The organism is Roseomonas acroporae, assembly GCF_023223525.1.
Classification (GTDB): Bacteria; Pseudomonadota; Alphaproteobacteria; order Acetobacterales; family Acetobacteraceae; genus Roseomonas_E; species Roseomonas_E acroporae.
This window is the reverse complement of sequence record NZ_JALPRX010000073.1, coordinates 45,756-67,563: the sequence shown is the minus strand read 5'-3', so window position 1 is coordinate 67,563 and position 21,808 is coordinate 45,756. Positions and strand designations below refer to the sequence as shown.

The window sequence follows — 21,808 nt, the reverse complement described above, 5'->3', positions numbered from 1 at the left end:
TGGCTCACTCCACCCGGGTGTTGGCCGCCGCCGCCGCCTCGCGCCGGCGCGCGAGGTCGGCGGGGACGTATCGGTCTGCCTGGGCCGGTGGGAAGACGCCGGGAACGGCCCCTTCCGCCGCGAGCGCCGGGGCGAGGCGCGCCTCCGTCACGGCGGCCCGCACGGCGGCGTTCGGCCGCTCGCGCACCGCGGCGGGGATGCCGCGCCGGGCAGGGCCGCCCCACCGGATCGCCGCCTCGTCGTCCGGAAGCCCGGACTGGCCGGCGTCGGCGCGGCGGGAACGCCGGGCGGCGCCGGCGGCGGACAGCAGGCTGCGGCGGCGCATGGCGGTTCCCCTCAATCCAGGACGATGTGCGCGGCCTGGGCCACGCGGCGCCAGCGCGCGATCTCGGCGCGCTGGAAGGCGCCGTATTCGGCGGGCGTGCCGCCCACCACGGCGTAGCCGGCGGCCGCCAGCGGCTCCGCCACCGCGGGCTCGCGCAGGATGTCGGTGATGTCGGCGGCGATCCGCTCGCATAGCGCGGGCGGCGTCCCGGCCGGGGCCATCACCGCCTGCCAGGAGCCGACCTCGAAGCCGGGCAGCCCGGCCTCCGCCGCGGTGGGGACATCGGGCAGGAGCGGCGCGCGGCGGTCGGACGTGACGAGCAGGGCGCGCAGCCGCCCCTCGCGCACCGGTCCGATGATGGAGCCGAGGCCCTGGAAGGAGATCTCCACCGTCCCGGCGAGCAGGTCCATCACCGCCGTCGCGCCGCCCCGCGACGGAACATGCGTCGCCTGCGTCCCGGTGAGCTGCGTGAAGAGTTCCATCGTCAGGTGCGGCGAGGAGCCGATGCCGGAGGTCGCGTGGTTCACCCCGCCCGGACGCGCCTTCATCCAGGCGACAAGCTCCGGCAGCGTCGCCACCGGCGCGACGCGCGGGTTCACGACGAGGACGTTCGGCGTCGTCACCGCGAGGGTCACGGGCGCGAGGTCCGTCAGCGGATCGTAGCCGGGGTTCCGGTACAGCACGGCGTTCAGCGCGAAGACGCCGATGGAGCCGACCAGCAGCGTGTGCCCGTCCGGCGCCGCCCGCGCGAGCATCCGCGCCGCGAGCTGCCCGTTCGCGCCGGGGCGGTTGTCCACGACCACCGGCTGCCCCCGCCGCTCGGCCAGCCGGGCGGCGAAGGCCCGGGCCGCGATGTCGGAGGCGCCGCCGGGCGCGAAGGGGACGAGGAGCGTCACCGGCCGGGCGGGCCAGGCGGGCTGGGGCAGCACGGGCTGGGCCGGCACGGGCTGGGCCAGCGCGGATGCCGCGAGGCCGAGCCCGGCCGCGGCGGCCAGCATGTGGCGGCGCGTCCATCGGTCCACGGCGTTCCTCCCCGGTACGGTGCGCCCTGCTTAAATCACCTATTCCATCCGATGCAAGTAACTTCCATTCTGTGAAAGCCGATGCTACGGCGGACCGCAGTCCGGTTGGGCCTGCGGTTCGCCGTAGCTCGTTGTTCTCGGCGCGGATTCACGCCGCCAGGCGTGTCCGCCCGACGGCGATCCGCTCTAGGAGGCCTGCCGTGACGAAGACGCGGACCATCAATCCCCCGCCGGCACCGACGGCCCGCGAGACGGGGGATTCCGAGGGCGGCGTGCGCGCCGTGGACCGGGCACTCGCCATCCTCGCCGCCTTCGAGGACGAGGACGGCCCGCTGCCCCTGGTGGAGGTGGCACGACGCACCGGCCTGCACCTGACGACCGCCCTCCGGCTGCTCGGCACGCTGGAGGGCCACGACTTCGTCCGTCGCCTCCCCGCGGGCGGCTACGCCCTCGGACCGCAGCTCCTGGTCCTCGGCGAGCGCTTCCGGCGCGGCCTGCGGCTGGAGGACGCGGTGATGCCCGCCCTCGACCGGATGCGCGCGGAGAGTCGGGAGAGCGCCGCCTTCTTCGCGCGGGAGGGCGATGCCCGCCGCTGCCTGTTCCGCCTGGACGGCCCGCAGGCCGTGCGCACCGTCGCCCGCGTGGGGGAGGTGGCGCCGCTCGGCATCGGGGCGCATGGCCGGGCGCTGGTCGCGCTGGAGGCCGCCCCGCGCCCCCGCCTGCCGGTCGTCAGCCGCGGCGAGCGCCTGCCGGAGGTCGCCGCCATCGCCGCGCCCGTGCTGGACGCGCGCGGGCGCGTCGCCGGCTCGGTCGGGATCACCATGCCGATCTACCGCTTCGACGCCGAGGCCGAGGCGCTCTGCGTCCCGATCGTGCTGCGCGAGGCGCTGGCCCTGACCCGCGCGCTCGGCGGCGATCCCGCGCCGGTCGCGGCACTCGCCTGACCCGGAGGAAACACCCATGCCCCGCCCCATGCCCCGCCCCATGCCCCGCCTGGACCTGCCGCCCGAGGAGACGATGACCCCGGAGCAGCGGGCCGCCCGCGACGAGGCGGTCGCCGGCATTCGCGGCCGCGTGCCCGCGCCGATGATCGCGTGGCTGCGGAATCCCGAGCTCGCCCGTCGCGGGCAGAAGCTGGGCGAGCTGCTCCGCTACCAGACGACGCTGGAGCCGCATCTCTCCGAGCTCGCCATCCTCGTCTGCGGCCGGCACTGGACCTCGCACCACGAGTGGACGGCGCACAAGCGCGAGGGGCTGAAGGCCGGCATCGACCCGGCGGTGGTCGCGGACATCGCCGCCCGCCGCGCGCCGAGGCTGGAGGACGAGCGCGCGCAGGCGGTCCACGACGTGTCCGCCACCCTCCTCTCGACCGCCCGCCTCCCGGCGCCGCTCTACGCCCGCGCCGTCGCGGCGCTGGGCGAGCGCGGCCTCGTCGAGCTGGTCGGCATCCTCGGCTACTACTGCCTCGTCGCGCTCACCCTGAACGCCTTCGAGCTCGGGCTGCCCGGCAGCCTCGCGCCGGAGCTGGAGGACCCCGACTTCCCGTCCGCGGAGGCCGGCGCATGAGCGCCGCGACGCAGCAGCACCAGATCCCCGTGCGCGAGGACTGGCTCGCGACTCGGCAGGAGGAGGCGCTCGACCCCGGTCAGGTGATCGTGGACCCGCACCATCACCTCTGGGACCAGCCGGGCTGGCGCTACCTCCTGGACGAGCTGCTTGCCGACCTCGACACCGGGCACGACGTGCGCGCCACCGTCTACGTCCAGTCCTCGCGCTCCATGCTCCGCGCCGAGGGGCCGGAGGCGATGCGGGCGGTGGGCGAGACGGAGTTCGCCAACGGCGTCGCCGCCATGTGCGGCAGCGGCCGGTACGGCCCGGTGCGCGCCTGCGCCGGCATCGTCGGGGCGGCCGACCTGCGCCTCGGCGACGCCGTGCGCCCGGTGCTGGAGGCGCATGCCAGGGCCGGGGGAGACCGCTTCCGCGGCATCCGCCACATCGCGACCTGGGACCCGGACCCCGCGATGCTGAACCCGTCCTACCGGCCCGCCGAGGACATGCTGGACAGCCCCGCCTTCCGCGCGGGCTTCGCCCAGCTCGCGCCGCTCGGCCTCCGCTACGACGCCTGGCTCTACTTCCACCAGATCCCGCGCCTCGCCGCCCTGGCCCGCGCCTTCCCGGGCACGCCGATCGTGCTGAACCACTGCGGCGGCATCCTCGGCATCGGCCGCTACGCCGGCCGGCGGGACGAGGTGTTCGCGCAGTGGTCCGCCAGCATGCGCGACCTTGCCGCCTGCCCGAACGTGATGGTCAAGGTGGGAGGTCTCGGCATGCGCCTGCCCGGCTTCGGCTTCGAGGCGCGGGAGCGGGCGCCGTCGTCGCAGGACCTCGCCGAGGCGTGGCGCCCCTGGATGGAAGGCTGCATCGAGGCCTTCGGCGCCTCGCGCTGCATGTTCGAGAGCAACTTCCCCGTGGACAAGGGAAGCTACAGCTACGCGGTCGGCTGGAACGCCATGAAGCGCGTCGCCTCCGGCGCCAGTGCGGCGGAGAAGGCCGACCTGTTCTGGCGCTCCGCCGCCCGCTTCTACGGCCTGCCAGGCTTCGACCTCCGGGAAGCGTGACAAGAGAGGAAACGCCCATGATCGTGAACCGACGCGCCGTCCTCGCGGCGGGCGCGCTCGCCGCCCTGCCGGCGCGCGCCCAGCCTGCCTATCCCACGCGGCCCATCCGCTTCATCGTGCCCTTCGCGGCCGGCGGGCCGAGCGACATCATCGCCCGCATCATCGCCCCGCGCATGTCGGCGACCCTCGGGCAGCCCGTCATCATCGACAACCGCGCCGGCGCGGGCGGCATGACCGGCGTGGACCTCATCGCGAAGGCGCCGCCCGACGGCTACACCTTCGGCATCGGCAGCGCCGGCGCGCTCGCCATCTCGCCGGGTCTCGGCCGCGGCACGCCCTACAATCCCGTCCGCGACCTCGCCCCGATCACCATGGGCGCCCTCGTGCCGGAACCGCTCGTGGTGCCCGCCGCCTCGCCCTTCCGGACGCTCCAGGACCTGATCGCCGGGGCGAAGGCCCGGCCCGGCTCCCTCAACTTCGGCACCACCGGCAACGGCTCCATGCCGCACCTCGCGGCGGAGCAGTTCCGCGCGGCGGCGGGCATCGAGATCGTCCAGATCGCCTACAACTCCGGCGGCCAGCTCGCGACGGCCATCCTGCGCAACGAGGTGCAGCTCGGCTTCGCCGACCTGCCGGTGCTGCTGCCCAACATCCAGGCCGGGACGATGCGTGCGCTCGCCGTCGGCACGCCGGACCGACTGAGCTGGATCCCCGACGTGCCGACCTTCCGCGAATCCGGCCTGCCCACGGTGGACGCGAGCAACTGGCACGGGCTGGTCGCCCCGGCGCGGATGGAGCCGGGCCCGCTGGACGCCATCCGCCGCGCCGCCCTCGCCGCGTTGGCGGACGCCGAGGTGCGGCGGCTACTGCACGAGCAGGGCGCCATCCCCGGCGGCAATCCCCCGGAGGAGTTCGGCGCCTTCATCGGCAGCGAGGTCGCGAAGTGGGGCGAGGTCGTTCGCCGGAACAACATCACGCCGGACTGACGATCCGCGCACCCGAACGGCAGGCCGAGACCATCCGTCAGGGATCGCGAAGCATCGGGTTGCCCCAAACCCCTCGGCTCACCGCCTCGCCCGCCGGTGCCGCCACTCGTCGGACAGGGCATTCCCGGGCTGGGCGTGCCCGCCCGGCGCCTCGGAGGATGCGCCGGATCGAGGGTCGAGCCCTGGGCGGCGCCGGATCAGAGGAACGGCCAGTTGCACCGTCCATACCCGCCGTAGCTGTCGAGCAGGCTCCGCCCGAAGCCCCGCAGCGCCTTCCGGCAGGCCGTGCCGACCGTGCTTCGCAATCCCATGGCGTCGCACTCCTCCATCAGGGAGCCGCTGGCAGGGAGCCGCTGGCAGGGGGCCGCCAGGGGGCCACCGGCAGGGCACCGCTGGCCGAACCGCCCCCTACCAGCCCCAGCGCATCACCGGGCGGTTCGCCCAGGCGGCGCGGGCATCGTTCCAGCGGGCGTCGGCCCGCTCGTTGGCCGCCTGCCAGTTGGCGGCGCGGCCGGCCTGGAAGTCGGCCGCCGCGGCGCCGTAGTTGCCCACCGCCGCGTTCATGCGCCCGGCCTGGAAGTCGGCGCGCGCCTGCTGGTTGGCGAAGCGGGCGTTGGCGCGGTCGTAGCCGGCCCAGGCGTGGTCGTTCCAGGCGGCGTAGGGGGCGGCGGGGCCGACGTAGTAGCCCTGCGCCATGGCGGGCGCGGCGGCGGCGCCCAGCATCAGGGCGGCAGCGAGGGCGGGGAGAAGCATCTTGCGCATGACACCGGACCTTCTGGCGTCGGGCGGCGGATCGGGGATCGATCCGGGGCGCCGGCAGGTGGAATGATGCGCCGGCGGGATGGAAGCGGGACGCGAGCGAGGATGAAACCGACGCCATGATGCCGATGACGGCGGTGCCGGCCGGCCGTTCCCGCATCCGGCCTGCCGCACGGCGCGGTGCGCACCCGTTAGAGCCGATCCAGCCTGACTGTATCAGGCTGGAACGGCTCTAGCCTTTTGATTTTTCGCATTTTCCGAGCCGCTGAGCGAGGACGCTCAGCTTGAAAATGTTCTAGAGCCGTTCCGGCCAGGCTGTATCAGGCTGAAACGGCTCCAGCCTTTCGGTCTTTCGCATTTTCCGGGTCGCTGGGTGAGTACACCCAGCTTGAAAATGCTCTTGGGTCACGTTCGGCAGGGCGCCGTTGGGCGGGCTGCACTCCGGCCGATCCACGACCGGCCTGCCGTCGGGATCGTGGATGGCGGGCCCGATCGCGACCGCGGGCCACCCATCGCCGCTCCCGCGCGATCATCCCCGCGATCGGACGAACCCCGCGCCCGGGACACCGGAATGCGGCTCGTCGTCGGCCCGTCTACGCCCGCAGCAGCCCGCCCAGCGGCGCCACGCCTTCGCTGCCCGGGAAGGCCCGCGCCACCGCCGCCGGCGGCAGGCCGAGATGCCCGGCGAGCAGCGCCTTGGTGACGGCACGCAGGTCCATGGTCGGCGCAAGATCGCGATTCTCGTGCAGCCGCCCCTCGCCCAGGCCCGGCCAGTCCGCCACCACCCGCCCGCCGGCAACGGCGCCGCCCAGCAGGAAGGCCGCGCCGGCCGTGCCGTGATCGGTGCCGCCGGTGCCGTTCACCCGCACCGTGCGGCCGAACTCCGTCGCCACCAGCACCGCCGTCTGCCGCCAGGCCGGGCCGAGCCCCTCGCGCAGCGCCGCCAGCCCGGCATCGAGCTGCCCGAGCGGCCCGTTCAGCCGCCCGCGCTGCCCCGCATGCGTGTCCCAGCCGCCCAGCTCCAGCGCCGCCACGCGTGGCCCGTCCGGCGCCGCCAGCAGCCGGCCGGCCCCGCCCGCCAGCGCCGGGAAGGCGTTGCGGTCGCGCGCCGCGATCTCGCCGGCGAGCCCCGCGAAGCCGCGCGCCCGCATGCCCTCGGCGAAGGCCGGCCCCAGCACCGGGTCGGCGGCGTTCAGCGCCGCGACCTGCGCCAGCAGCGCCGCCCCCGGGCCGCCGGCGCCCTGCGGCGCCCACGCGCCGATCGGCGCCGGCCCGCGCAGCAGCAGCGGCTCCTCCACGCCCACGGCGAGGCCGTTGCGCGCCGCCCCGGGCCGGGCCGGCAGCGCCGCCAGCGCCCGGTTCAGCCAGCCGCTGGCCAGGCGCTGGTCGGCGCCGCTCTCCAGGCAGTCCTGCGCCTCGAAGTGGCTGCGCGAGCGGGTGGGGCCGGCGACCGCGTGCAGCACCAGCGCCTCGCCCCGGCGGTACATGCCGTGCAGCGCGGCGAGGCGCGGGTGCAGGCCGAAATGGCCGCCCAGGTCGAGCACGCCCTCCTCGCGCCCCGGCTCCGGCTGGGCCAGGTCGCCGCGCAGCCCGGCGAAGGCGGGGTCGCCATAGGCCGGCACCGCCGCCAGCCCGTCCAGCGCGCCGCGCAGGATCACCACCACCAGCCGCGCCTCGCCTGCCGGCCCCGCCGCCAGCGCCAGACGCGAACGCCCCAGCGCCAGCCCGGCGCCGAGGCCGAGCAGCACGCCGCGCCGCCCCGGTCCGCCCGCTGGCCCGCCCGCTGGTCCGCCCACTGGCCCGCCCGCTGGTCCGCCCACTGGCCCGTCCGCTGGTCCGCCCACCGGCCTGCCGCCACGTTCCGGGCAGCGGCCCGCTGGCCCGTGCCCCGCCCCGCCATCGTGGCCGGCCATGCCCCGTGCCGGCGTTCCGCGCCCCGCCATGCCGTCATCCCCCGTCGCCGGCCTCATCGCCGGTTGAACTCGGGGCTCGCCAGCAGCAGCACCAGCGCCTCGCGCCGCGAGCCCGCCCGCGCCACCGCCGATACCGTGGCGGCGCTCGCCAGCGTCCCCAGCGACTGCTCGGCCACGGCGAGCGGGTCCAGCCGGGCGGCCACCCGTCCCGCCAGCCCGTTCGCCCACTCGGCCCGGCGCAGCACCGCTTCCGGCGCCGCCCAGTCCGCGGCGCTGTCCGGCCAGCCGTTCGGCCCCGGCGCCGTCCACATCGGCTGCCCCAGCGCGCCCGCGGCGCCCTGCGCCATGCCCGCCATCGACGCGTCCGCCCCGCAGGCGCGCAGCGCCGACACCACGTAGTCCTGCGGCCCGCGCAGCTTGGAGAGGGGCGGCGCCCAGGCCTCGGGCAGCCGCACCAGCGCCCGCGACGCGGCGCCGAGGTCGCCGCCCGTGTCGCGCAGCACCGCCTCGATCCGTGCCACGGCGGCCGGCGGCGGACCATCGGCCACGAAATGGCGCACCAGCGCCGTGGCCAGGGCCCGGTAGGTCGCCGGATGGGTGGCCAGGAAGCGCAGCGCCGCCTCGCCCTCCGCCTCGCCGCCGCGCCAGCCGGTCTCGAAGCGCCGGCCGAGCACCCGCTTCTCGCCGGCCTGGTGCGCCTCGTCGCGGAACACGAAGCCGGTGGGCGCGCGGTCGCGCTGCACCGACCAGCCGGTGAGCACGGCGGCGAGCTGGGTCACGTCGGCCTGGGTGTAGCCGGCGGCCGGGGTCACGGTGTGCAGTTCCAGCAGCTCGCGGGCGTAGTTCTCGTTCAGCCCCCGGCGCTGCCGCAGGCCGGCCAGGCTGTCGGGCCCGACCGAGACGTGGTTGTCGAGGTAGAGCAGCATGGCCGGGTGGTGCGCCACGGCCAGCAGCAGGTCGGCGAAGCGGCCGGTGACATGCGGCGCCACCGCCTCGCGCAGGTAGTGGCCGAGCACCGGCGCCACCTCGCCGTTGCGCCGGCTGACCGTGAGGTGGTTGGCCCAGAAATCCACCAGCCGGTCGCGGAACGGCGCCTCGCCGGCGATGCGGCGCGCCAGCCAGCCCCGCGCCTCGGCGTTGAACAATTGCGCCACGCGGGTCGGCGGCCCGGCCGGGGGCGGGGCGCCAGGGGACGTACCGGTGGACGTACCGGTGGGCGTGCCGGAGGGGGCGCCCGCAGGGGCGCCGGGCGTGGCGTTGGCCATGCCGCCGGCCATCCCGCCACCCCCGCCGGGGCTCCCGCCGCCTTCCGGCGCCGCCCCGGCCGAGCGGGCCATGGCATCGGCGCCCGAGGCGAGGCGGCGGCGCTCCTCGCGGTCCTCGCGCCAGGCGGTGAAGCACTCGTCCAGGCCCGGACCCGGCAGCGCCGGCGCCGGGCCGAGCTGCGCGTCCAGCCAGGCCAGCGGGTCGGCCGGCAGGGGCTGGTCGAGCCGGGGACCATAGCCGAAGCGGATGACGGCGACGCGACTGTCCAGGTTCATCCCAGGCTCATTCCGGCTTCCGGGGCGCTGCCACGCCGCGCCGGGCGGGCTTCCGGGAGGTTGGCCGCGCCACCCAAGCACATCCGTCCGTACGACGGACAGGGCAGCACGGTGACGTCCCCGCCATGAGATGCGAATTCGAAACGGAATGCGGCGGTCGCGCCCGGCCGCGAGCCCGCTTCACCCGCCGCGCCCCCGGTCGCACGCCTGGCCGCGCGCGCCCATGGTGGTCATCACGGCTCGAAATGAGCGCGGCGGGTCGTCCGGGCCTAGCTTCCCCGGCAACCCGGGGGCGTGAACGGCGTCCCCACCGAAGAACGCAGGAGGTCCCGATGCCGAAGATCCTCGTCCTCTACTACTCCATGTACGGCCACATCGAGACGATGGCCGAGGCCGTCGCCGCCGGTGCCCGCGAGGCGGGCGCCGAGGTCACGGTCAAGCGCGTGGCCGAGCTCGCCCCGCGCGAGGTGCTCGAGCGCGCCCACGCGAAGCTCGACCAGGCCGCCCCGCTCGCCGACCCGCAGGAACTGGCGCAGTACGACGCGATCATCGTCGGCGCCCCGACCCGCTACGGCCGCCTGCCCGCGCAGATGGCGCAGTTCTGGGACCAGACCGGTGGTCTCTGGGCGAAGGGCGCGCTGGTGGGCAAGGTCGGCAGCGCCTTCACCTCCACCGCCAGCCAGCATGGCGGGCAGGAGACGACGCTGATGGGCATCCACACCATGCTGTTCCACCACGGCATGGTGCTGGTCGGCCTGCCCTACGCGCATCCGGGGCTGACGGTGCTCGACCAGGTCAGCGGCGGCTCCCCCTACGGCGCCACCACCATCGCGGCCGGCGACGGCTCCCGCCAGCCCAGCGAGAACGAGCTGAGCATGGCCCGCTTCCAGGGGAAGCACGTCGCGGAGATCACCGCGAAGCTGCATGGCTGATCGAGGGGGGAGGGCGGGGACGCGACCCCGCCTCCGCCCGACAGGCCCGCACGCCGGAAATGCCGCCGCGCGATCCGTCCCCGACAGGATGGATGGCGATCGGGCGGCGGCATGCATCGTCGGCCCCGGGGCTCCGTAGCCCCGGGCGGAATGGAGGCGCCGCCGCCGCGGCAGGCCCCGCTGGGGATGGACAGGTCGCGCCCGGCCTCGTGGCGTGTTGCCCATCGGGCGGCCGGACGAGCCCGTCCTCAAGGGGGTGGAAGGCGCTTCCCATGAGCGCAGCGTCGAGGGGCGCAGCGTCGAGGCGGCTGGCGCGATCGGGAGAAACCCGAGGCGGAGATGCCGGGCAGGGTGTTTCCCCCTGAGGTCGCCCGACCGCGTCCCCCGGCCGTCTTCCCCGGCCGCGTCCGCGGCCTCTTCAGGCCGCCAGCCCTTCCGTTGCGGCGCGCGGCTTGCGATCGCCGGGACCGGATCAGTAATCCGCCTCCACCTTCGCCGCGCGGGCGATCTGCCGCCACTTCGCCCGTTCCGCCACCATGAAGGCGTGCTGCTCCTCCGGCGACAGGCGGCGCGGCTCCGCGCCCAGGCCGCGGAAGCGGGCGTCCACGTCGGGGTCGGCCATGATGGCGTTGATCGCCTCGTTCAGCCGCCGCACCACCGCGGGCGGCGTCGCCTTCGGCGCGGCGAAGGCGTACCAGGCGACGTAGTCGCGGTCCTCCAGCCCCAGCTCGATCACCGTCGGCACGTCCGGCAGCATGGCGGAGCGGTTGCGGCCGGTCACCGCCAGGGGGCGCATCCGGCCGGCGGTGATGTGGCCGATGCCGGCGCCCACCGAGTCCACCATGATCGGCACCCGCCCCGACACCACGTCGAGCTGTGCCGGCGGCGTGCCGCGATAGGGGACGGCGGTAATATCCAGCCCGTGGCGCAGCTTGAAGGCCTCGACGATCAGGTGGTTGATCGTGCCGGCGCTGGGCAGGGCGTAGTCGAGCTTCCCCGGCGTCGCGCGGGCGCGGTCCACCACGTCCTGCAGGCGGCGCAGCCCGCATTCCGGGTTGGCGACCCAGACCATGGGCGAGGCGACCGGCAGCGCCACGGCGGCGAGGTCGTCCACCGGGTCGAGCGGCACGGAACGGTAGACGCTGCTGTTGATCGTCATGGTGCTGATGGAGGCGAAGAGCAGCGTGTGCCCGTCGGTGGTCCGCTGCACCTCGGCGGCGCCGACATTGCCGTTGGCGCCGGGGCGGTTCTCCACCACCACCGGCCTGCCGAGCCGTTCCGAGAGCAGCGGCGCGATGATCCGGGCGTAGGTGTCGAAGCCGCCGGTGACGGAGGGCACGACGATGCGCACGCTGCGGCTGGGCCAGGGCGCCGCCGCGGCCTGGGGTGGCGCGGGCTGACCGGTCTCCGGCTGGGCGAGGGCCTTGCCGCGCGGCAACAGCGCCGGCAACGCAAGGCCGCCGAGCAGCCGGCGGCGCGTCGGCGTGGGGATGGGCCCGGCGACCCGATCTGGCATGGCGCTTCCTCCCGGTTTTCCGGGAGCGTTCCGAACCGCGCCGCCGACGTCAACGGAATTCGGTCGGTCGACCGGTCTCGGGTCGCGGGCAGCGCGTCAGGCCGCCGCGATGCCCGCGTCCCGCCGCCACACCTCGCCGCGGGGCGGCGGAATCAGGCCAGCCCGTCGTGCAGATCCTCGTAGGCACGGCGGACCACGGCGGCGCCGTGCTCGCGCTCCAGGCGCCGCACCGTGAAGTGGGCATGCGCGATGCCCGAGAAGTGCTCCAGGAAGGCGAGGTTGACCGCGGCCCCCGCCGCGGCGCCGAGCAGCGGCATCGCCTGGGCGGTGACCTTCATCCCCACCGGCGCCGTGAAGCGCGTGGCGATGGCGCCGATGAAGCCCGGCATCACCGTGCCGACCACCCGGCCGATGCCGCCGCGCAGCATCTCCGTCATGGCGACGCGCAGCGCGAAGTAGCCGGACTCCGCGGCGTCGTCGGCCGGGTCGCGGCCGCCCAGGGCGAACACCTTCATGCACTCGGCGGCGACCAGCGGGTCGTCCAGGTCCTCGCCTTCCTCAGCGGCGATGGCGGCGATCCGGCGCAGCAGGATGCCGGTCGAGACCGGCAGCTCCACCAGCGTGCCCGGCAGGCCGAAGGTGCCACCCGCGACGCCGGAGGCCACGGCCAGGCCACGGTGCATCCAGGCGCTGGAGAGCTTGAGGGGCCCCAGGTCGGGCGTGCGGTCCGGGCGCGTCGCCATCGCCGCGCGCAGGGCGCGGTCCAGCGTCTTGCGCACGGCCCAGTCGAGCACGGACTGCATCGGGCCGGGCAGGCGGCGCTTCAGCCCCTCCACAGTGGAGCCGGCCAGCGCCGCCAGCCGGACGGCGAGCGAGGAGGTTTCCAGGGTGCGGACGGCCGCGGCGAGCTCGGCCTGGGCGTCGTCGGGCAGCCAGCTCGGCACGGTCAGCGCGTGGCCGGCGGTGTCGGTATCGGGGTGCGTGGCGGACATGCTGGAACAACTCGGCAGCGCCGGGGCGCGTTCAAGCGGTGCGAAAAAACTTCGCCCCCAACCTTCCGGCCCTGACCTTCCGGCCCCCGACCCTTCCGACCTCCGACCCTTCCGGCCTCCGCCCCTGTTCCGACGTCCACCTCGCGGGCCGGCCGCCGGCCGCACCGTCCCGGGACGGACCGGCGGCGGCGGGCACGGGCACGGCGCCGCCGGTCCGGCCGTGGCCGCCCTCAGCCCGACGACGCGGCCCTGGCGGCCAGCAGCGTCAGCACGGCGCATTCCGCCAGCACCGCCGTGGCGCCCAGCACGTCACCGGTCTGCCCGCCGAGTCGCCGCCATGCCAGACGGGCCATGGCCAGGCCCGCCAGCCCGGCCAGCAGCCCGGCACCGAGCGCCGTGCCGGCCGGCAGCAGCAGCAGGGCAGGGAGCAGCGCCAGCGCCAGCCCGACCCCGACGGCGCCACGCGGTGGACGGCCGACCGACGCTCCCAGCCCGTCGCGCCGCGCCGGCGGCAGCAGCACGAGCGGCAGCAGCATCGCGCCGCGCCCCAGCGCCGCGGCGGCCACCAGCCCGAGCACGACATGGCCCGCCTGCGTCGTCGTGGCGTCGCCGGGGCGGGCCATGGCCGCCAGCGCCGTGCCGCGCAGCGCCAGCGAGAGCAGCAGCGCCAGCGCCCCGAAGCTGCCGATCCGGCTGTCGCGCATGATCGCCAGCCGCCGTTCCGGCGTGCGGCCGCCGCCGATCCCGTCGGCGGTGTCGGCCAGCCCGTCCTCGTGCAGCGCGCCGGTGACGAGCGCCATCGTCGCCAGGGCGAGCACCGCGCCGGAAGCGGGCGGGATGCCGAGGCCGCTGGCCAGCGCGAAGGCCGCGCCGCCGGCCGCCCCCGCCACGGCGCCCGCCAGCGGGTAGGCCCAGACCGCGCGCGCGCAGCCGGCGGCATCGGCGAGGGGCAGCCGGCCGACCGGCAGCCGGGTGAGCAGGCCGAACGCCGCGCCCAGCTCCGCCAGCCGCCTGGCGAGGACAGGAATCATGGCGCCGGCGGCGCGGCGGGGTGCCGGAAGACCGGCCGGGGACTCGGCAGGGCGAGCCGCCCGACGCTCCGCCGACGGAACCGCCGGCAGGCAGCGAGGCCGCGGGCCACGCCCCTCATGTCCGCCCGGCGACGCCGGAGCGGAATGCCAGCCGGTCAGGATGGCGTTCCGCTCCGGCCCGTCGCTTTCCCGGCGGATCCACGCCTCCAGGCGTGGCTGCCCTCTGGGCCGCCCTCTGGGCCACTCCCTGGGCCGCCCCCTGGCGGTCCGCCCTATCCAACGTCGGACACGCCCGCCGAGTCGAAGGTGGCCATGCCGGCGTGGCAGGCGGCGGCGGCGCGCAGCAGCGGCACCGCCAGCGCCGCGCCCGAGCCCTCGCCCAGCCGCATCCCGAGATCGAGCAGGGGCGACATCCCGAGCGCCGCGAGCAGGCCGCGATGTCCCGCTTCCGCCGAGACGTGCGCCACCGTCGCGTGGTCCAGCCCTCCCGGCGCGAGGCAGGCGAGCGGTGCCGCCGCGACGGTGGTGGCGAACCCGTCCAGCAGCACCGGGATGCCCTGACGGCGTGCCGCCAGGGTGGCGCCGAGGATGGCCGCCAGCTCCCGTCCTCCCAGGCGACGCGCGGCCTCCAGCGGGTCCGCGAGGGCGCCGCCATGGTGCGCCAGGGCGAGGTCGATCGCCGCCTGCTTGCGCCGCAGCCCCGCCTCGTCGACGCCGGTGCCGCGCCCGGCCCAGCGCGCGCCGTCGCCGCCGAACAGCGCCGCCGCCAGCGCCGCGGCGGCGGTGGTGTTGCCGATGCCCATCTCGCCGAGGCAGAGCAGGTCGAGCCCGGCCGGCACCGCCGCGCAACCCGTCGCGACGGCATCGAGGAATTCCGCCTCCGTCATGGCGGCCGCCACGGCGATGTCGCCCGTCGGCCGGTCGAGGTCGAGCGGGACCACCCGCAGCGTGGCGCCTGCCAGGGCGGTGAGCTGGTTGATGGCGGCGCCGCCGGCCGCGAAATTGGCCACCATCTGCGCCGTCACGGCGGCGGGGTAGGGCGAGACGCCTCGGGCCGTGACGCCGTGGTTGCCGGCGAACACCAGCACCGCGACCCGGCCGATCTGCGGCATCGGCGTGCCCTGCCAGCGCGCCAGCCAGGCGGCCAGCGTCTCCAGACGGCCCAGGCTGCCGGGAGGCTTGGTCAGGCGGTCCTGCCTGCGGTGCACGGCGGCCACCGCCGCCTCGTCGCCGGGCGGAAGGGCGCGGCATGCCGCGCGCAGGGTTTCGAGGGAAGGGAAGGGCAGCATGGGCCTCACGGTCGCGCGGTGCGGCATGATGCTTCCGCGCGCGGGCCGCCGCCACTCCCGGCGGGTTGTACCGGCGGCGGCCCGGAAGGGCCTGTCGTGCCGATGCAGGATCGGTGGACCATGGCCCCGCGTCAGGCCGGCTGGCGGGCGATGGCGTGGAAGAAGCTGCCGCTGACCCTGGCGCGCCGCCCCCCCGACGGGCCGAGCGCCGTCCCCGCCGAATCCGCGAGCATGGCCAGCGGCGCGTCGCCGCCCGGTTCCGACACGGTGGCGTAGTGGAATTCGTGCCCGCGCAGCACCGTGCCGGCCGGCCCGAGCGGCCCGTCGGCGCACAGCCGCGCCTCCCGGTAGCCGAGATGCAGGCGGCGGCGCGCGAAGCTGGTGGCGTGGCCGAGCAGGCCGAGCATGCGGTGCCGCCCGCCCGCCGCATCCTCCAGCCCCTCGCCCAGCACCATGTAGCCGCCGCACTCGCCATGCACCGGATGCGTCTCGGCGAAGCGCCGCAGCCCGGCGCGGAAGCGCGGCGACGCGGCCAGGCGGCCGGCGTGCAGCTCGGGATAGCCGCCCGGCAGCCAGCAGGCGTCGCAGCCCGCCGGCGGCGGCTCGTCGGCGAGCGGCGAGAAGGGCAGGATCTCGGCCCCGGCCCGCCGCCAGCCGGCCAGCAGGTGCGGATAGGCGAAGCCGAAGGCCGCGTCGGCCGCGAGCGCGATCCGCTGCCCCGGCGGCGGCAGCGCGGCCCGCCACGCCGGCATCGCGCCGCCCCCGCTGCCCGCCGGCCCGAACGCGGCGCCACCGGGCGGCGCCGCCAGGGCCAGGATCGCCTCCAGGTCGAGACGCGCTTCCGCCACCCCGGCCAGACGGTCGAGCAGCGCCGGCAGCGTCGCGGCCAGCTCGCCCGCCTGCACCAGGCCGAGATGCCGCTCCGGCAGCGCCAGCGCCGCCTCACGCGGCAGGGCGCCCAGAACCGGCAGCCCGGCGGCGCGAATGGCCGCCGCCGCACCGTCGCGATGGCGGTCGCTGCCGACGCGGTTCAGCACCACCCCGGCCACCCGCACCGCCGGGTCGTGCAGCGCGAAGCCGCGCGCCACGGCGGCGGCGGATTGCGATTGGCCGGAGACATCCAGCACCAGCAGCACCGGCAGGCCGAAGCGCGCCGCGAGGTCGGCGGCGCTGCCCTGGCGCCGGTCATCCTCGGGGCGGCCGACCCCGGCGCGCTCGCCCGTCCGGTCTGCGTGCGGCGCGCCGGCCCCGTCGAAGAGGCCCATCGCCGCCTCGGCCACGAGCAGCACGCCCTCGCCGCCGGCCGGCGGGGCGGCGGCCTCGGCCAGCAGGGCGTCGAGCAGGGCCGGCGGCATGGCCCAGCTGTCGAGGTTGAGGCAGGGATGGCCGGTGGCGGCGGCATGGAAGGCCGGATCGATGTAGTCGGGACCGGACTTCACGGCCCGCACCGCCACGCCGCGCCGACGCAGCGCCGCCAGCAGCGCCAGGGTCACGGTGGTCTTGCCGGCGCCCGAGCGCGGCGCGGCGACCAGCAGGCCGCGCGTCGTCACGCCTGCCCCCTCCGGCGCGGGGCAGTCCGGGGCGGCACGAGACGCGTCGCCATCCCCGTGCGGGCAAGGTCCGTGCGGGCAAGGTCCGCGCCGGCACGGGGCGCCGGCGGCCGGATGCGCCCGGAAGCGTGTTGCCCGAAGGCATATGGCCCGGAGACGTGCCCCCCCGCGGCGTGAATCCGCGCCGGCGGCGACAGGCGGCCGCGGAACGCAGTCCCGGCCGCCCCGTGTTCCGCTGTAGAAGGGTTCCCGTGCAAGCCGATCCGCCGTTGCGCCGGGGCTGGACCACGGGCGCCTGCGCCGCCGCCGCGACCAAGGCGGCCTGGACGGCGCTGCTGACCGGCCGTTTCCCCGATCCGGTGACGCTGCGCCTGCCGCGCGGCGAGGAACCCGCCTTCGCCCTGGCCGAGGCCGCCCTGCATGGCGACGCCGCCACGGCCGGCGTGGTGAAGGATGCCGGCGACGACCCCGACGTGACGCATGGCGCGCTGATCCTCGCCACGGTGCGCCGCGGCCCGCCCGGCGGCGGCGTCTCGTTCCGCGCCGGCCCCGGCGTCGGCACGGTGACGCTGCCCGGCCTGCCCGTCCCGCCCGGCGAGCCGGCCATCAACCCGGTGCCGCGCCGGCTCATGCGCGAGGCGATCGCCGAGGTCGCGGCCCGCAACGGCGCCGCGCCCGACGCGGTGGTGGAGATCGGCATCCCGGACGGCGAGGCGATCGCGCGGCGCACGCTGAACGGCCGGCTCGGCATCGTCGGCGGGCTGTCGATCCTGGGCACGACGGGGGTGGTGGTGCCCTACTCCTGCGCCGCCTGGATCCACTCCATCCATCGCGGCATCGACGTCGCCCGCGCGGCCGGGCTGGACCACGTGGCCGGCGCCACCGGCGACGCCTCCGAGCAGGCGGTGCGCCGGCTGCACGGGCTGCCCGACCAGGCGCTGATCGACATGGGCGACTTCGTGGGCGGGATGCTGAAGTACCTGCGCGTGCATCCCGTGCCGCGCGTCACCGTGGCGGGCGGCATCGCCAAGCTGACCAAGATGGCGCAGGGCCGGCTCGACCTGCATTCCCGGCGCGGCGCGGTGGATCTGGCGGCGCTGTCGGCGCTGGCGCGGGAGCGCGGCGCCGACGAGGCGACCGCCGCGCGGATCGCCGCCGCCAACACCACGCCGGAAGCCTTCGGGCACGCGGCGGCGGCCGGGATCGCGCTGGGGGATGCGGTGGCGGCGCGGGGATGGGAGACCGCTGCCGCGGTGCTGCGCGGCATGCCCGTGGCGCTGGAGGTGGTGCTGTTCGACCGCGAAGGGCGGGTGGCGGGGCGGGCGCCGTTCAGGAACGTCGGATAGAGCGGATCGCCGGCGGGCGGCTATGCCCGGCGGCGTGAATCCGCTCGGAAAACAATGGGATGGCGCGGCACGCAGTCCCGATTGGTCTGCGATCCGCTCTGGCGCGGATCGCCGGCGGGCGGACACGCCCGGCGGCGTGAATCCGCGCCGGGAACAACGAGCTACGGCGAACCGCAGTCCCAACCGGACCGCGGTTCGCCGTAGGCAGGCCCCCGCCGCGCGGGGGAGGGCTGCCGCGGCCCGGTCCATCACGCGCCCCGGAACCGCCGCCGGTAGTCCGGGTCGTACAGCGCGCTTTCGCGGAACCCCTCGGCGCCCAGCGCCGGCCCGACCAGCACCAGCGCCATCCGCTCCACCGGCTCGGCCGCGGCCAGCGCCTCGATGGTGGCGAGCGTGCCGCGCAGGCGGCGCTCCTCCGGCCAGCTCGCCCGCACCACCACGGCCGCCGGGCAGTCGGCCCCGTAGAACGGCGTCAGCGTCGCCACGATGCGGCCCAGCGCGTGCACGGCGAGATGGATGGCGAGCGTCGCCCCCGTAGCACCGAAGGCCGCGAGGGTCTCGCCCGGCGGCATCGCGGAGGCCCGGCCGGAGAGGCGCGTCAGCACCACGCTCTGCGCCACCTCCGGCACGGTTAGCTCGCGCCCCAGCGCGGCGGCGGCGGCGGCGAAGGCGGGAACGCCGGGGGTGAGGGTATAGGGGATGCCGAGCCGTTCCAGCCGCCGTACCTGCTCGGCCACGGCGCTGTACACGGCGAGGTCGCCGGAGTGCAGCCGCGCCACGTCCTGCCCGGCCGCGTGGGCGCGCCGGTACTCGGCCTCGATCGCGTCGAGGTCGAGCGGGGCGGTGTCCACGAGGCGGGCGCCGGGCGGGCAGTGCGCCAGCAGGGCGGGCGCCACCACGGAGCCGGCGTAGAGGCAGACCGGGCAGCGCGCCAGCAGGTCGCGGCCGCGCAGGGTGATGAGGTCCGGGGCGCCGGGGCCGGCGCCGATGAAGTGGACGGTCATCCGTCGGCCAGGGCCCCGTTCCCCGCCGGGGCCGCGGCTTCCGCGGCGGTGTCCCGGGCGGCACCCCGGGTGGCGCCCCGGCTGGCGCTTCGCGTGGACTCCCGGGCGGCGTTCCGGTCCGGCACGGCCTGCCGCAGCGACAGCAGCGGCGAGGAGCCGAAGCGCTCGGCCAGGAATTCGACCAGCACGCGCACCCGGCGGGGCAGGTGCCGCGTGCCGGGCCAGACCAGGCTGACATCGCGCGACCGCTCGTGCCACGTCGGCAGCACCGGCACCAGCGCGCCGGCCTCGACACGCTCGGCCACCGAGGGCGCGGAGAGCAGCGCGATGCCGAGCCCCGCCTCCGCGGCGAGGCGCGTCGCCTCCACGCTGCTGGCGCGGAAGCGGCCGTGCACGGTCACGGTGACGGCATGTCCCTGGATGGTCTCCAGCGTCCACTCGGCCGGGCCGGGCTGGACGTGGCCGGCGCAGCACTCGTGCTCGGTCAGCTCCTCGGGGCTCGCCGGCGTGCCGGCACGCGCCAGATAGTCGGGCGAGGCGAACAGGTTGAAGGTGAGGCGGCCGACCCGGCGGACGATCAGTCCGGCATCGCGCACCGGTCCCACCCGCAGGCCGAGGTCGATCCCCTCGCCGGTCAGGTCGATGACGCGGTCCTCCAGCACCGCCTCGATGTGCACGGCGGGGTAGGCGGCCAGGAAGGCCGGCATCCAGGGCATGACGACCTTGTTGAAGAAGACGATGGGGGCGGCGAGGCGGACCTGGCCGCTGGCCTCCGTCCGGTCGGCGCGCACCGCGTCCTCGGCGGCCTCCAGCTCGTCGAGGAGGCGCACCGTCTCGGCGTAGAACGCCTCGCCGGCCGGGGTGACGCGCAGGCCGCGCGGCGCGCGGATCAGCAGCGGCGCGCCGAGGCGGTGCTCAAGCTCCGAGACGAGGCGCGAGACGCTGGGCTGGCTCATCGCCAGGTCGCGGGCGGCGCGGGTGATGTTGCCGGTTTCCACCACCCGGCGGAACACGGTCATCTGCTGCAGTCGGTCCATGCATCGGTTCGGGCTGGGCGTGGCGGGGACGGAGGCGGGCTGACCTCGCTCCGTCGGCGGGACGTTTCCTGGTTCTGGACGCTGCGGTGCGGAAGGACGGGGAGAGAAGCGGCGGGGAACGCCCGCTCAGGGCAGCAGCACGGTGCTGCCGGTGGTTTCGCGCGCCTCCAGCGCACGGTGCGCCTCGGCCGCCTCGCGCAGCTTGTAGCGCTGGTTGACCACGATCCTCACGGCCCCGGAGGCGACCACGCCGAACAATTCGCGGGCGCCTTCCAGCAGGTCCTCGCGCTTCGCGGTGTAGGTCGCGAGGGTGGGGCGGGTGACGAAGAGCGAACCCTTGGCGGCGAGCATGCCGAGATCCACCGGCGGCACCGGGCCGGAGGCGTTGCCGAAGCTCACCATCAGGCCGAACGGGGCCAGGCAGTCGAGCGAGGCGGTGAAGGTGTCGCGGCCGACGCTGTCGTAGACCGCGGGCAGCATGGCGCCGCCGGTGATCTCCTTCACCCGCGCCGGCAGGTCCTCGCCGGCGGCGACGATGTGGTCGGCGCCGTGGGCACGGGCCAGCGCCGCCTTCTCCGGGGTCGAGACCGTGCCGATCACGGTGGCACCGAGGTGCTTCGCCCACTGGCACATGATCAGGCCGACGCCGCCGGCCGCGGCGTGCACCAGGATGGTCTCGCCCGCCGTCACCCTGTGGGTGCGGCGGAGCAGGTACCAGGCGGTGAGGCCCTGCAGCATCATCGCGCCGGCCGCCTCGTCGGCGATGTCGTCCGGCAGCCGCACGAGCCGGTCGGCCTTGATGGCGCGGGCCTCGGCGTAGGCGCCGATCGGGGCGGTGGCGTAGGCGACCCGGTCGCCCGGCTTCACCTCGGTGACGCCCTCGCCGACCGCCTTGACCACCCCGGCCGCCTCCATGCCCAGCGTCGCCGGCAGGCTGGGCACCTTGTAGAGGCCGTTGCGGAAGTAGACGTCGATGTAGTTGAGGCCGATCGCGGTGTGGCGCACCAGCGCCTCGCCCGGCTTCGGGTCGGGGGTCGAGACCTGGTCCCACTGCAGCTTCTCGGGGCCGCCGGGTTCGTGGATCCGGATGGCGTGGCTCATGGTGCGACCTTCCCGGGCGTGACCGTCATGGGCATGACCTTCATGGCGGGCATTCCTCTCAAAGGAGGTTGCCCTGGCCGATGGGGCTGGCCACGGGCGCCGCGCGCTTCGCCAGGGCGCGGCGTTCCAGCTCCAGCAGGTAGCGCTTGGTAGCGGGTCCCTCGGCGCCGGAATAGCCGCCGAGCGAGCCGCCGGTGCCGACCACGCGATGGCAGGGGATGAGGATCGGGATGGGATTCGCCCCGTTGGCCTGCCCGACCGCACGGGCCGAGGTGCCGAGGGCGCGGGCGAGTTCGCCGTAGGAGCGGGTCTCTCCCGCCGGGATGGCCCGCAGGGCGGCCCAGACGGCCTGGCGGAAAGGCGAGCCGAACGGGGCGAGCGGCAGCTCGAAGCCGGCGCGCAGGCCGTCGAAGTAGTCCTGGAGCTGGTCGGCGGCACGGCGGAGCAGCGGCGTCTCGTCGAGGTCGCGGCCGCGGCCCCAGTCCAGGGCGACGATGGCGTCGGAATCCTCGGACAGGGTGATCTCGCCGAGAGGGGTATGAAGGGCAAGCTGCGGCATGGCGTCGGGGCGGATGCCACACCCGGCGGGGCAGGGGCGTCAAGCGTGGCGTTTCGCCGCGCTGGGGCGGCCGGGCCCGTCGGGAACGGGTTCGCGCGGAGGGGGGTATCGCAGCCCGCGGCCGGAAGGCGGGCCGGAGCCCTGGCTGCCGCCGCCGGCGAATCCGCGATCGCGCCGGGCTTTGGCTGCCGCCCCCGGCACCGCCGGGGCGGAATGACTCCGCCGGGGCGTACCGCCATCCGACGATCCGCCCTAGATGAAGGACGACACCGTACAAGCACGAGCAG

General features: G+C 76.2%; 20 protein-coding genes. 6 read left to right on the top strand and 14 right to left on the bottom strand.

Annotation, left to right across the window (positions count from 1 at the left end; all coding sequences use genetic code 11):
• Positions 1-4 precede the first annotated feature (4 nt).
• Both M0638_RS16900 and M0638_RS16895 read right to left on the bottom strand, forming a co-directional pair.
• Positions 5-325, bottom strand: a complete 321-nt coding sequence (locus M0638_RS16900) for a type 2 periplasmic-binding domain-containing protein (RefSeq protein WP_248668173.1) — start codon at positions 323-325, stop codon at positions 5-7.
• A gap of 11 nt (positions 326-336) precedes the next feature.
• Positions 337-1,347: a Bug family tripartite tricarboxylate transporter substrate binding protein gene (locus M0638_RS16895; protein WP_248668172.1), complete on the bottom strand. Its 1,011-nt coding sequence runs from the start codon at positions 1,345-1,347 to the stop codon at positions 337-339.
• Between the two features lie 200 nt (positions 1,348-1,547).
• Between M0638_RS16895 and M0638_RS28880 the strand changes: the two genes are divergently transcribed.
• From M0638_RS28880 to M0638_RS16870, 4 genes are read left to right on the top strand one after another with little or no spacing between them, the layout of a single operon-like run.
• The gene (locus M0638_RS28880; RefSeq protein WP_345893040.1) at positions 1,548-2,291 is read left to right on the top strand and encodes an IclR family transcriptional regulator; all 744 of its coding nucleotides are present in this window, start codon (positions 1,548-1,550) and stop codon (positions 2,289-2,291) included.
• A gap of 16 nt (positions 2,292-2,307) precedes the next feature.
• Positions 2,308-2,913 (top strand): carboxymuconolactone decarboxylase family protein, encoded by a 606-nt coding sequence (locus M0638_RS16880; protein ID WP_248668171.1) that lies wholly within the window; start codon positions 2,308-2,310, stop codon positions 2,911-2,913.
• Positions 2,910-3,965: an amidohydrolase family protein gene (locus tag M0638_RS16875; RefSeq protein ID WP_248668170.1), complete on the top strand. Its 1,056-nt coding sequence runs from the start codon at positions 2,910-2,912 to the stop codon at positions 3,963-3,965. Before M0638_RS16880 ends, M0638_RS16875 begins: the two co-directional genes overlap by 4 nt.
• 17 nt (positions 3,966-3,982) lie before the next feature.
• Positions 3,983-4,951: a Bug family tripartite tricarboxylate transporter substrate binding protein gene (locus M0638_RS16870; RefSeq protein WP_248668169.1), complete on the top strand. Its 969-nt coding sequence runs from the start codon at positions 3,983-3,985 to the stop codon at positions 4,949-4,951.
• A 408-nt stretch (positions 4,952-5,359) separates the two neighbouring features.
• Here the strand turns inward: M0638_RS16870 and M0638_RS16865 are convergent, their stop codons facing one another.
• The 3 genes from M0638_RS16865 to M0638_RS16855 form a co-directional block, all read right to left on the bottom strand.
• Positions 5,360-5,713 (bottom strand): hypothetical protein, encoded by a 354-nt coding sequence (locus M0638_RS16865; RefSeq protein WP_248668168.1) that lies wholly within the window; start codon positions 5,711-5,713, stop codon positions 5,360-5,362.
• Between the two features lie 590 nt (positions 5,714-6,303).
• Complete coding sequence (locus M0638_RS16860) at positions 6,304-7,458, bottom strand: DUF1501 domain-containing protein (protein WP_248668167.1); 1,155 nt, start codon at positions 7,456-7,458, stop codon at positions 6,304-6,306.
• Positions 7,459-7,676: 218 nt separating this feature from the next.
• Complete coding sequence (locus M0638_RS16855) at positions 7,677-9,164, bottom strand: DUF1800 domain-containing protein (protein ID WP_248668166.1); 1,488 nt, start codon at positions 9,162-9,164, stop codon at positions 7,677-7,679.
• Between the two features lie 332 nt (positions 9,165-9,496).
• Between M0638_RS16855 and wrbA the strand changes: the two genes are divergently transcribed.
• Positions 9,497-10,096, top strand: a complete 600-nt coding sequence (wrbA, locus tag M0638_RS16850; RefSeq protein ID WP_248668165.1) for an NAD(P)H:quinone oxidoreductase — start codon at positions 9,497-9,499, stop codon at positions 10,094-10,096.
• A 472-nt stretch (positions 10,097-10,568) separates the two neighbouring features.
• On the opposite strand, the gene M0638_RS16845 is transcribed toward wrbA, so the two are convergent.
• From M0638_RS16845 to M0638_RS16825, 5 genes are all read right to left on the bottom strand, one after another.
• Entirely contained in the window at positions 10,569-11,612 is a 1,044-nt protein-coding gene (locus M0638_RS16845; RefSeq protein ID WP_248668164.1) for a Bug family tripartite tricarboxylate transporter substrate binding protein, read from the bottom strand.
• 152 nt (positions 11,613-11,764) lie between these two features.
• A complete protein-coding gene (locus tag M0638_RS16840; RefSeq protein ID WP_248668163.1) occupies positions 11,765-12,604 on the bottom strand; it encodes an EcsC family protein in 840 nt (279 codons plus the stop codon).
• 230 nt (positions 12,605-12,834) lie between these two features.
• Positions 12,835-13,635 (bottom strand): adenosylcobinamide-GDP ribazoletransferase, encoded by an 801-nt coding sequence (gene cobS, locus M0638_RS16835; RefSeq protein WP_248668162.1) that lies wholly within the window; start codon positions 13,633-13,635, stop codon positions 12,835-12,837.
• A gap of 272 nt (positions 13,636-13,907) precedes the next feature.
• Entirely contained in the window at positions 13,908-14,951 is a 1,044-nt protein-coding gene (cobT, locus tag M0638_RS16830) for a nicotinate-nucleotide--dimethylbenzimidazole phosphoribosyltransferase (protein WP_248668161.1), read from the bottom strand.
• A gap of 104 nt (positions 14,952-15,055) precedes the next feature.
• The gene (locus M0638_RS16825; protein ID WP_248668160.1) at positions 15,056-16,474 is read right to left on the bottom strand and encodes a cobyrinate a,c-diamide synthase; all 1,419 of its coding nucleotides are present in this window, start codon (positions 16,472-16,474) and stop codon (positions 15,056-15,058) included.
• A 251-nt stretch (positions 16,475-16,725) separates the two neighbouring features.
• On the opposite strand from M0638_RS16825, the gene M0638_RS16820 reads away from it, so the two are divergent.
• A complete protein-coding gene (locus tag M0638_RS16820; RefSeq protein ID WP_248668159.1) occupies positions 16,726-17,820 on the top strand; it encodes a cobalt-precorrin-5B (C(1))-methyltransferase in 1,095 nt (364 codons plus the stop codon).
• A gap of 248 nt (positions 17,821-18,068) precedes the next feature.
• Here the strand turns inward: M0638_RS16820 and cobM are convergent, their stop codons facing one another.
• From cobM to M0638_RS16800, 4 genes are all read right to left on the bottom strand, one after another.
• The gene (cobM, locus tag M0638_RS16815; protein WP_248668158.1) at positions 18,069-18,824 is read right to left on the bottom strand and encodes a precorrin-4 C(11)-methyltransferase; all 756 of its coding nucleotides are present in this window, start codon (positions 18,822-18,824) and stop codon (positions 18,069-18,071) included.
• The gene (locus M0638_RS16810; RefSeq protein WP_248668157.1) at positions 18,821-19,861 is read right to left on the bottom strand and encodes a LysR family transcriptional regulator; all 1,041 of its coding nucleotides are present in this window, start codon (positions 19,859-19,861) and stop codon (positions 18,821-18,823) included. The genes cobM and M0638_RS16810 overlap by 4 nt, the downstream gene beginning before the upstream one ends.
• Before the next feature lie 126 nt (positions 19,862-19,987).
• Positions 19,988-20,962 carry a quinone oxidoreductase family protein gene (locus M0638_RS16805; RefSeq protein ID WP_248668156.1) on the bottom strand — a complete coding sequence of 325 codons (975 nt, stop codon included), beginning with the start codon at positions 20,960-20,962 and terminating at the stop codon, positions 19,988-19,990.
• Between the two features lie 58 nt (positions 20,963-21,020).
• A complete protein-coding gene (locus tag M0638_RS16800) occupies positions 21,021-21,521 on the bottom strand; it encodes a methylated-DNA--[protein]-cysteine S-methyltransferase (protein ID WP_248668155.1) in 501 nt (166 codons plus the stop codon).
• Positions 21,522-21,808 lie beyond the last annotated feature (287 nt).

Coding starts and splice junctions, on each gene's coding strand:
- M0638_RS16880 (WP_248668171.1), top strand. CDS start 2,308: ATGCCCCGCCCCATGCCCCGCCCCATGCCCCGCCTGGACCTGCCGCCC.
- M0638_RS16800 (WP_248668155.1), bottom strand. CDS start 21,521: ATGCCGCAGCTTGCCCTTCATACCCCTCTCGGCGAGATCACCCTGTCC.
- M0638_RS16870 (WP_248668169.1), top strand. CDS start 3,983: ATGATCGTGAACCGACGCGCCGTCCTCGCGGCGGGCGCGCTCGCCGCC.
- M0638_RS16805 (WP_248668156.1), bottom strand. CDS start 20,962: ATGAGCCACGCCATCCGGATCCACGAACCCGGCGGCCCCGAGAAGCTG.
- M0638_RS16865 (WP_248668168.1), bottom strand. CDS start 5,713: ATGCGCAAGATGCTTCTCCCCGCCCTCGCTGCCGCCCTGATGCTGGGC.
- cobM (WP_248668158.1), bottom strand. CDS start 18,824: ATGACCGTCCACTTCATCGGCGCCGGCCCCGGCGCCCCGGACCTCATC.
- M0638_RS16810 (WP_248668157.1), bottom strand. CDS start 19,861: ATGGACCGACTGCAGCAGATGACCGTGTTCCGCCGGGTGGTGGAAACC.
- cobT (WP_248668161.1), bottom strand. CDS start 14,951: ATGCCGCACCGCGCGACCGTGAGGCCCATGCTGCCCTTCCCTTCCCTC.
- M0638_RS16875 (WP_248668170.1), top strand. CDS start 2,910: ATGAGCGCCGCGACGCAGCAGCACCAGATCCCCGTGCGCGAGGACTGG.
- M0638_RS16845 (WP_248668164.1), bottom strand. CDS start 11,612: ATGCCAGATCGGGTCGCCGGGCCCATCCCCACGCCGACGCGCCGCCGG.
- wrbA (WP_248668165.1), top strand. CDS start 9,497: ATGCCGAAGATCCTCGTCCTCTACTACTCCATGTACGGCCACATCGAG.
- M0638_RS16900 (WP_248668173.1), bottom strand. CDS start 325: ATGCGCCGCCGCAGCCTGCTGTCCGCCGCCGGCGCCGCCCGGCGTTCC.
- M0638_RS16840 (WP_248668163.1), bottom strand. CDS start 12,604: ATGTCCGCCACGCACCCCGATACCGACACCGCCGGCCACGCGCTGACC.
- M0638_RS16855 (WP_248668166.1), bottom strand. CDS start 9,164: ATGAACCTGGACAGTCGCGTCGCCGTCATCCGCTTCGGCTATGGTCCC.
- cobS (WP_248668162.1), bottom strand. CDS start 13,635: ATGATTCCTGTCCTCGCCAGGCGGCTGGCGGAGCTGGGCGCGGCGTTC.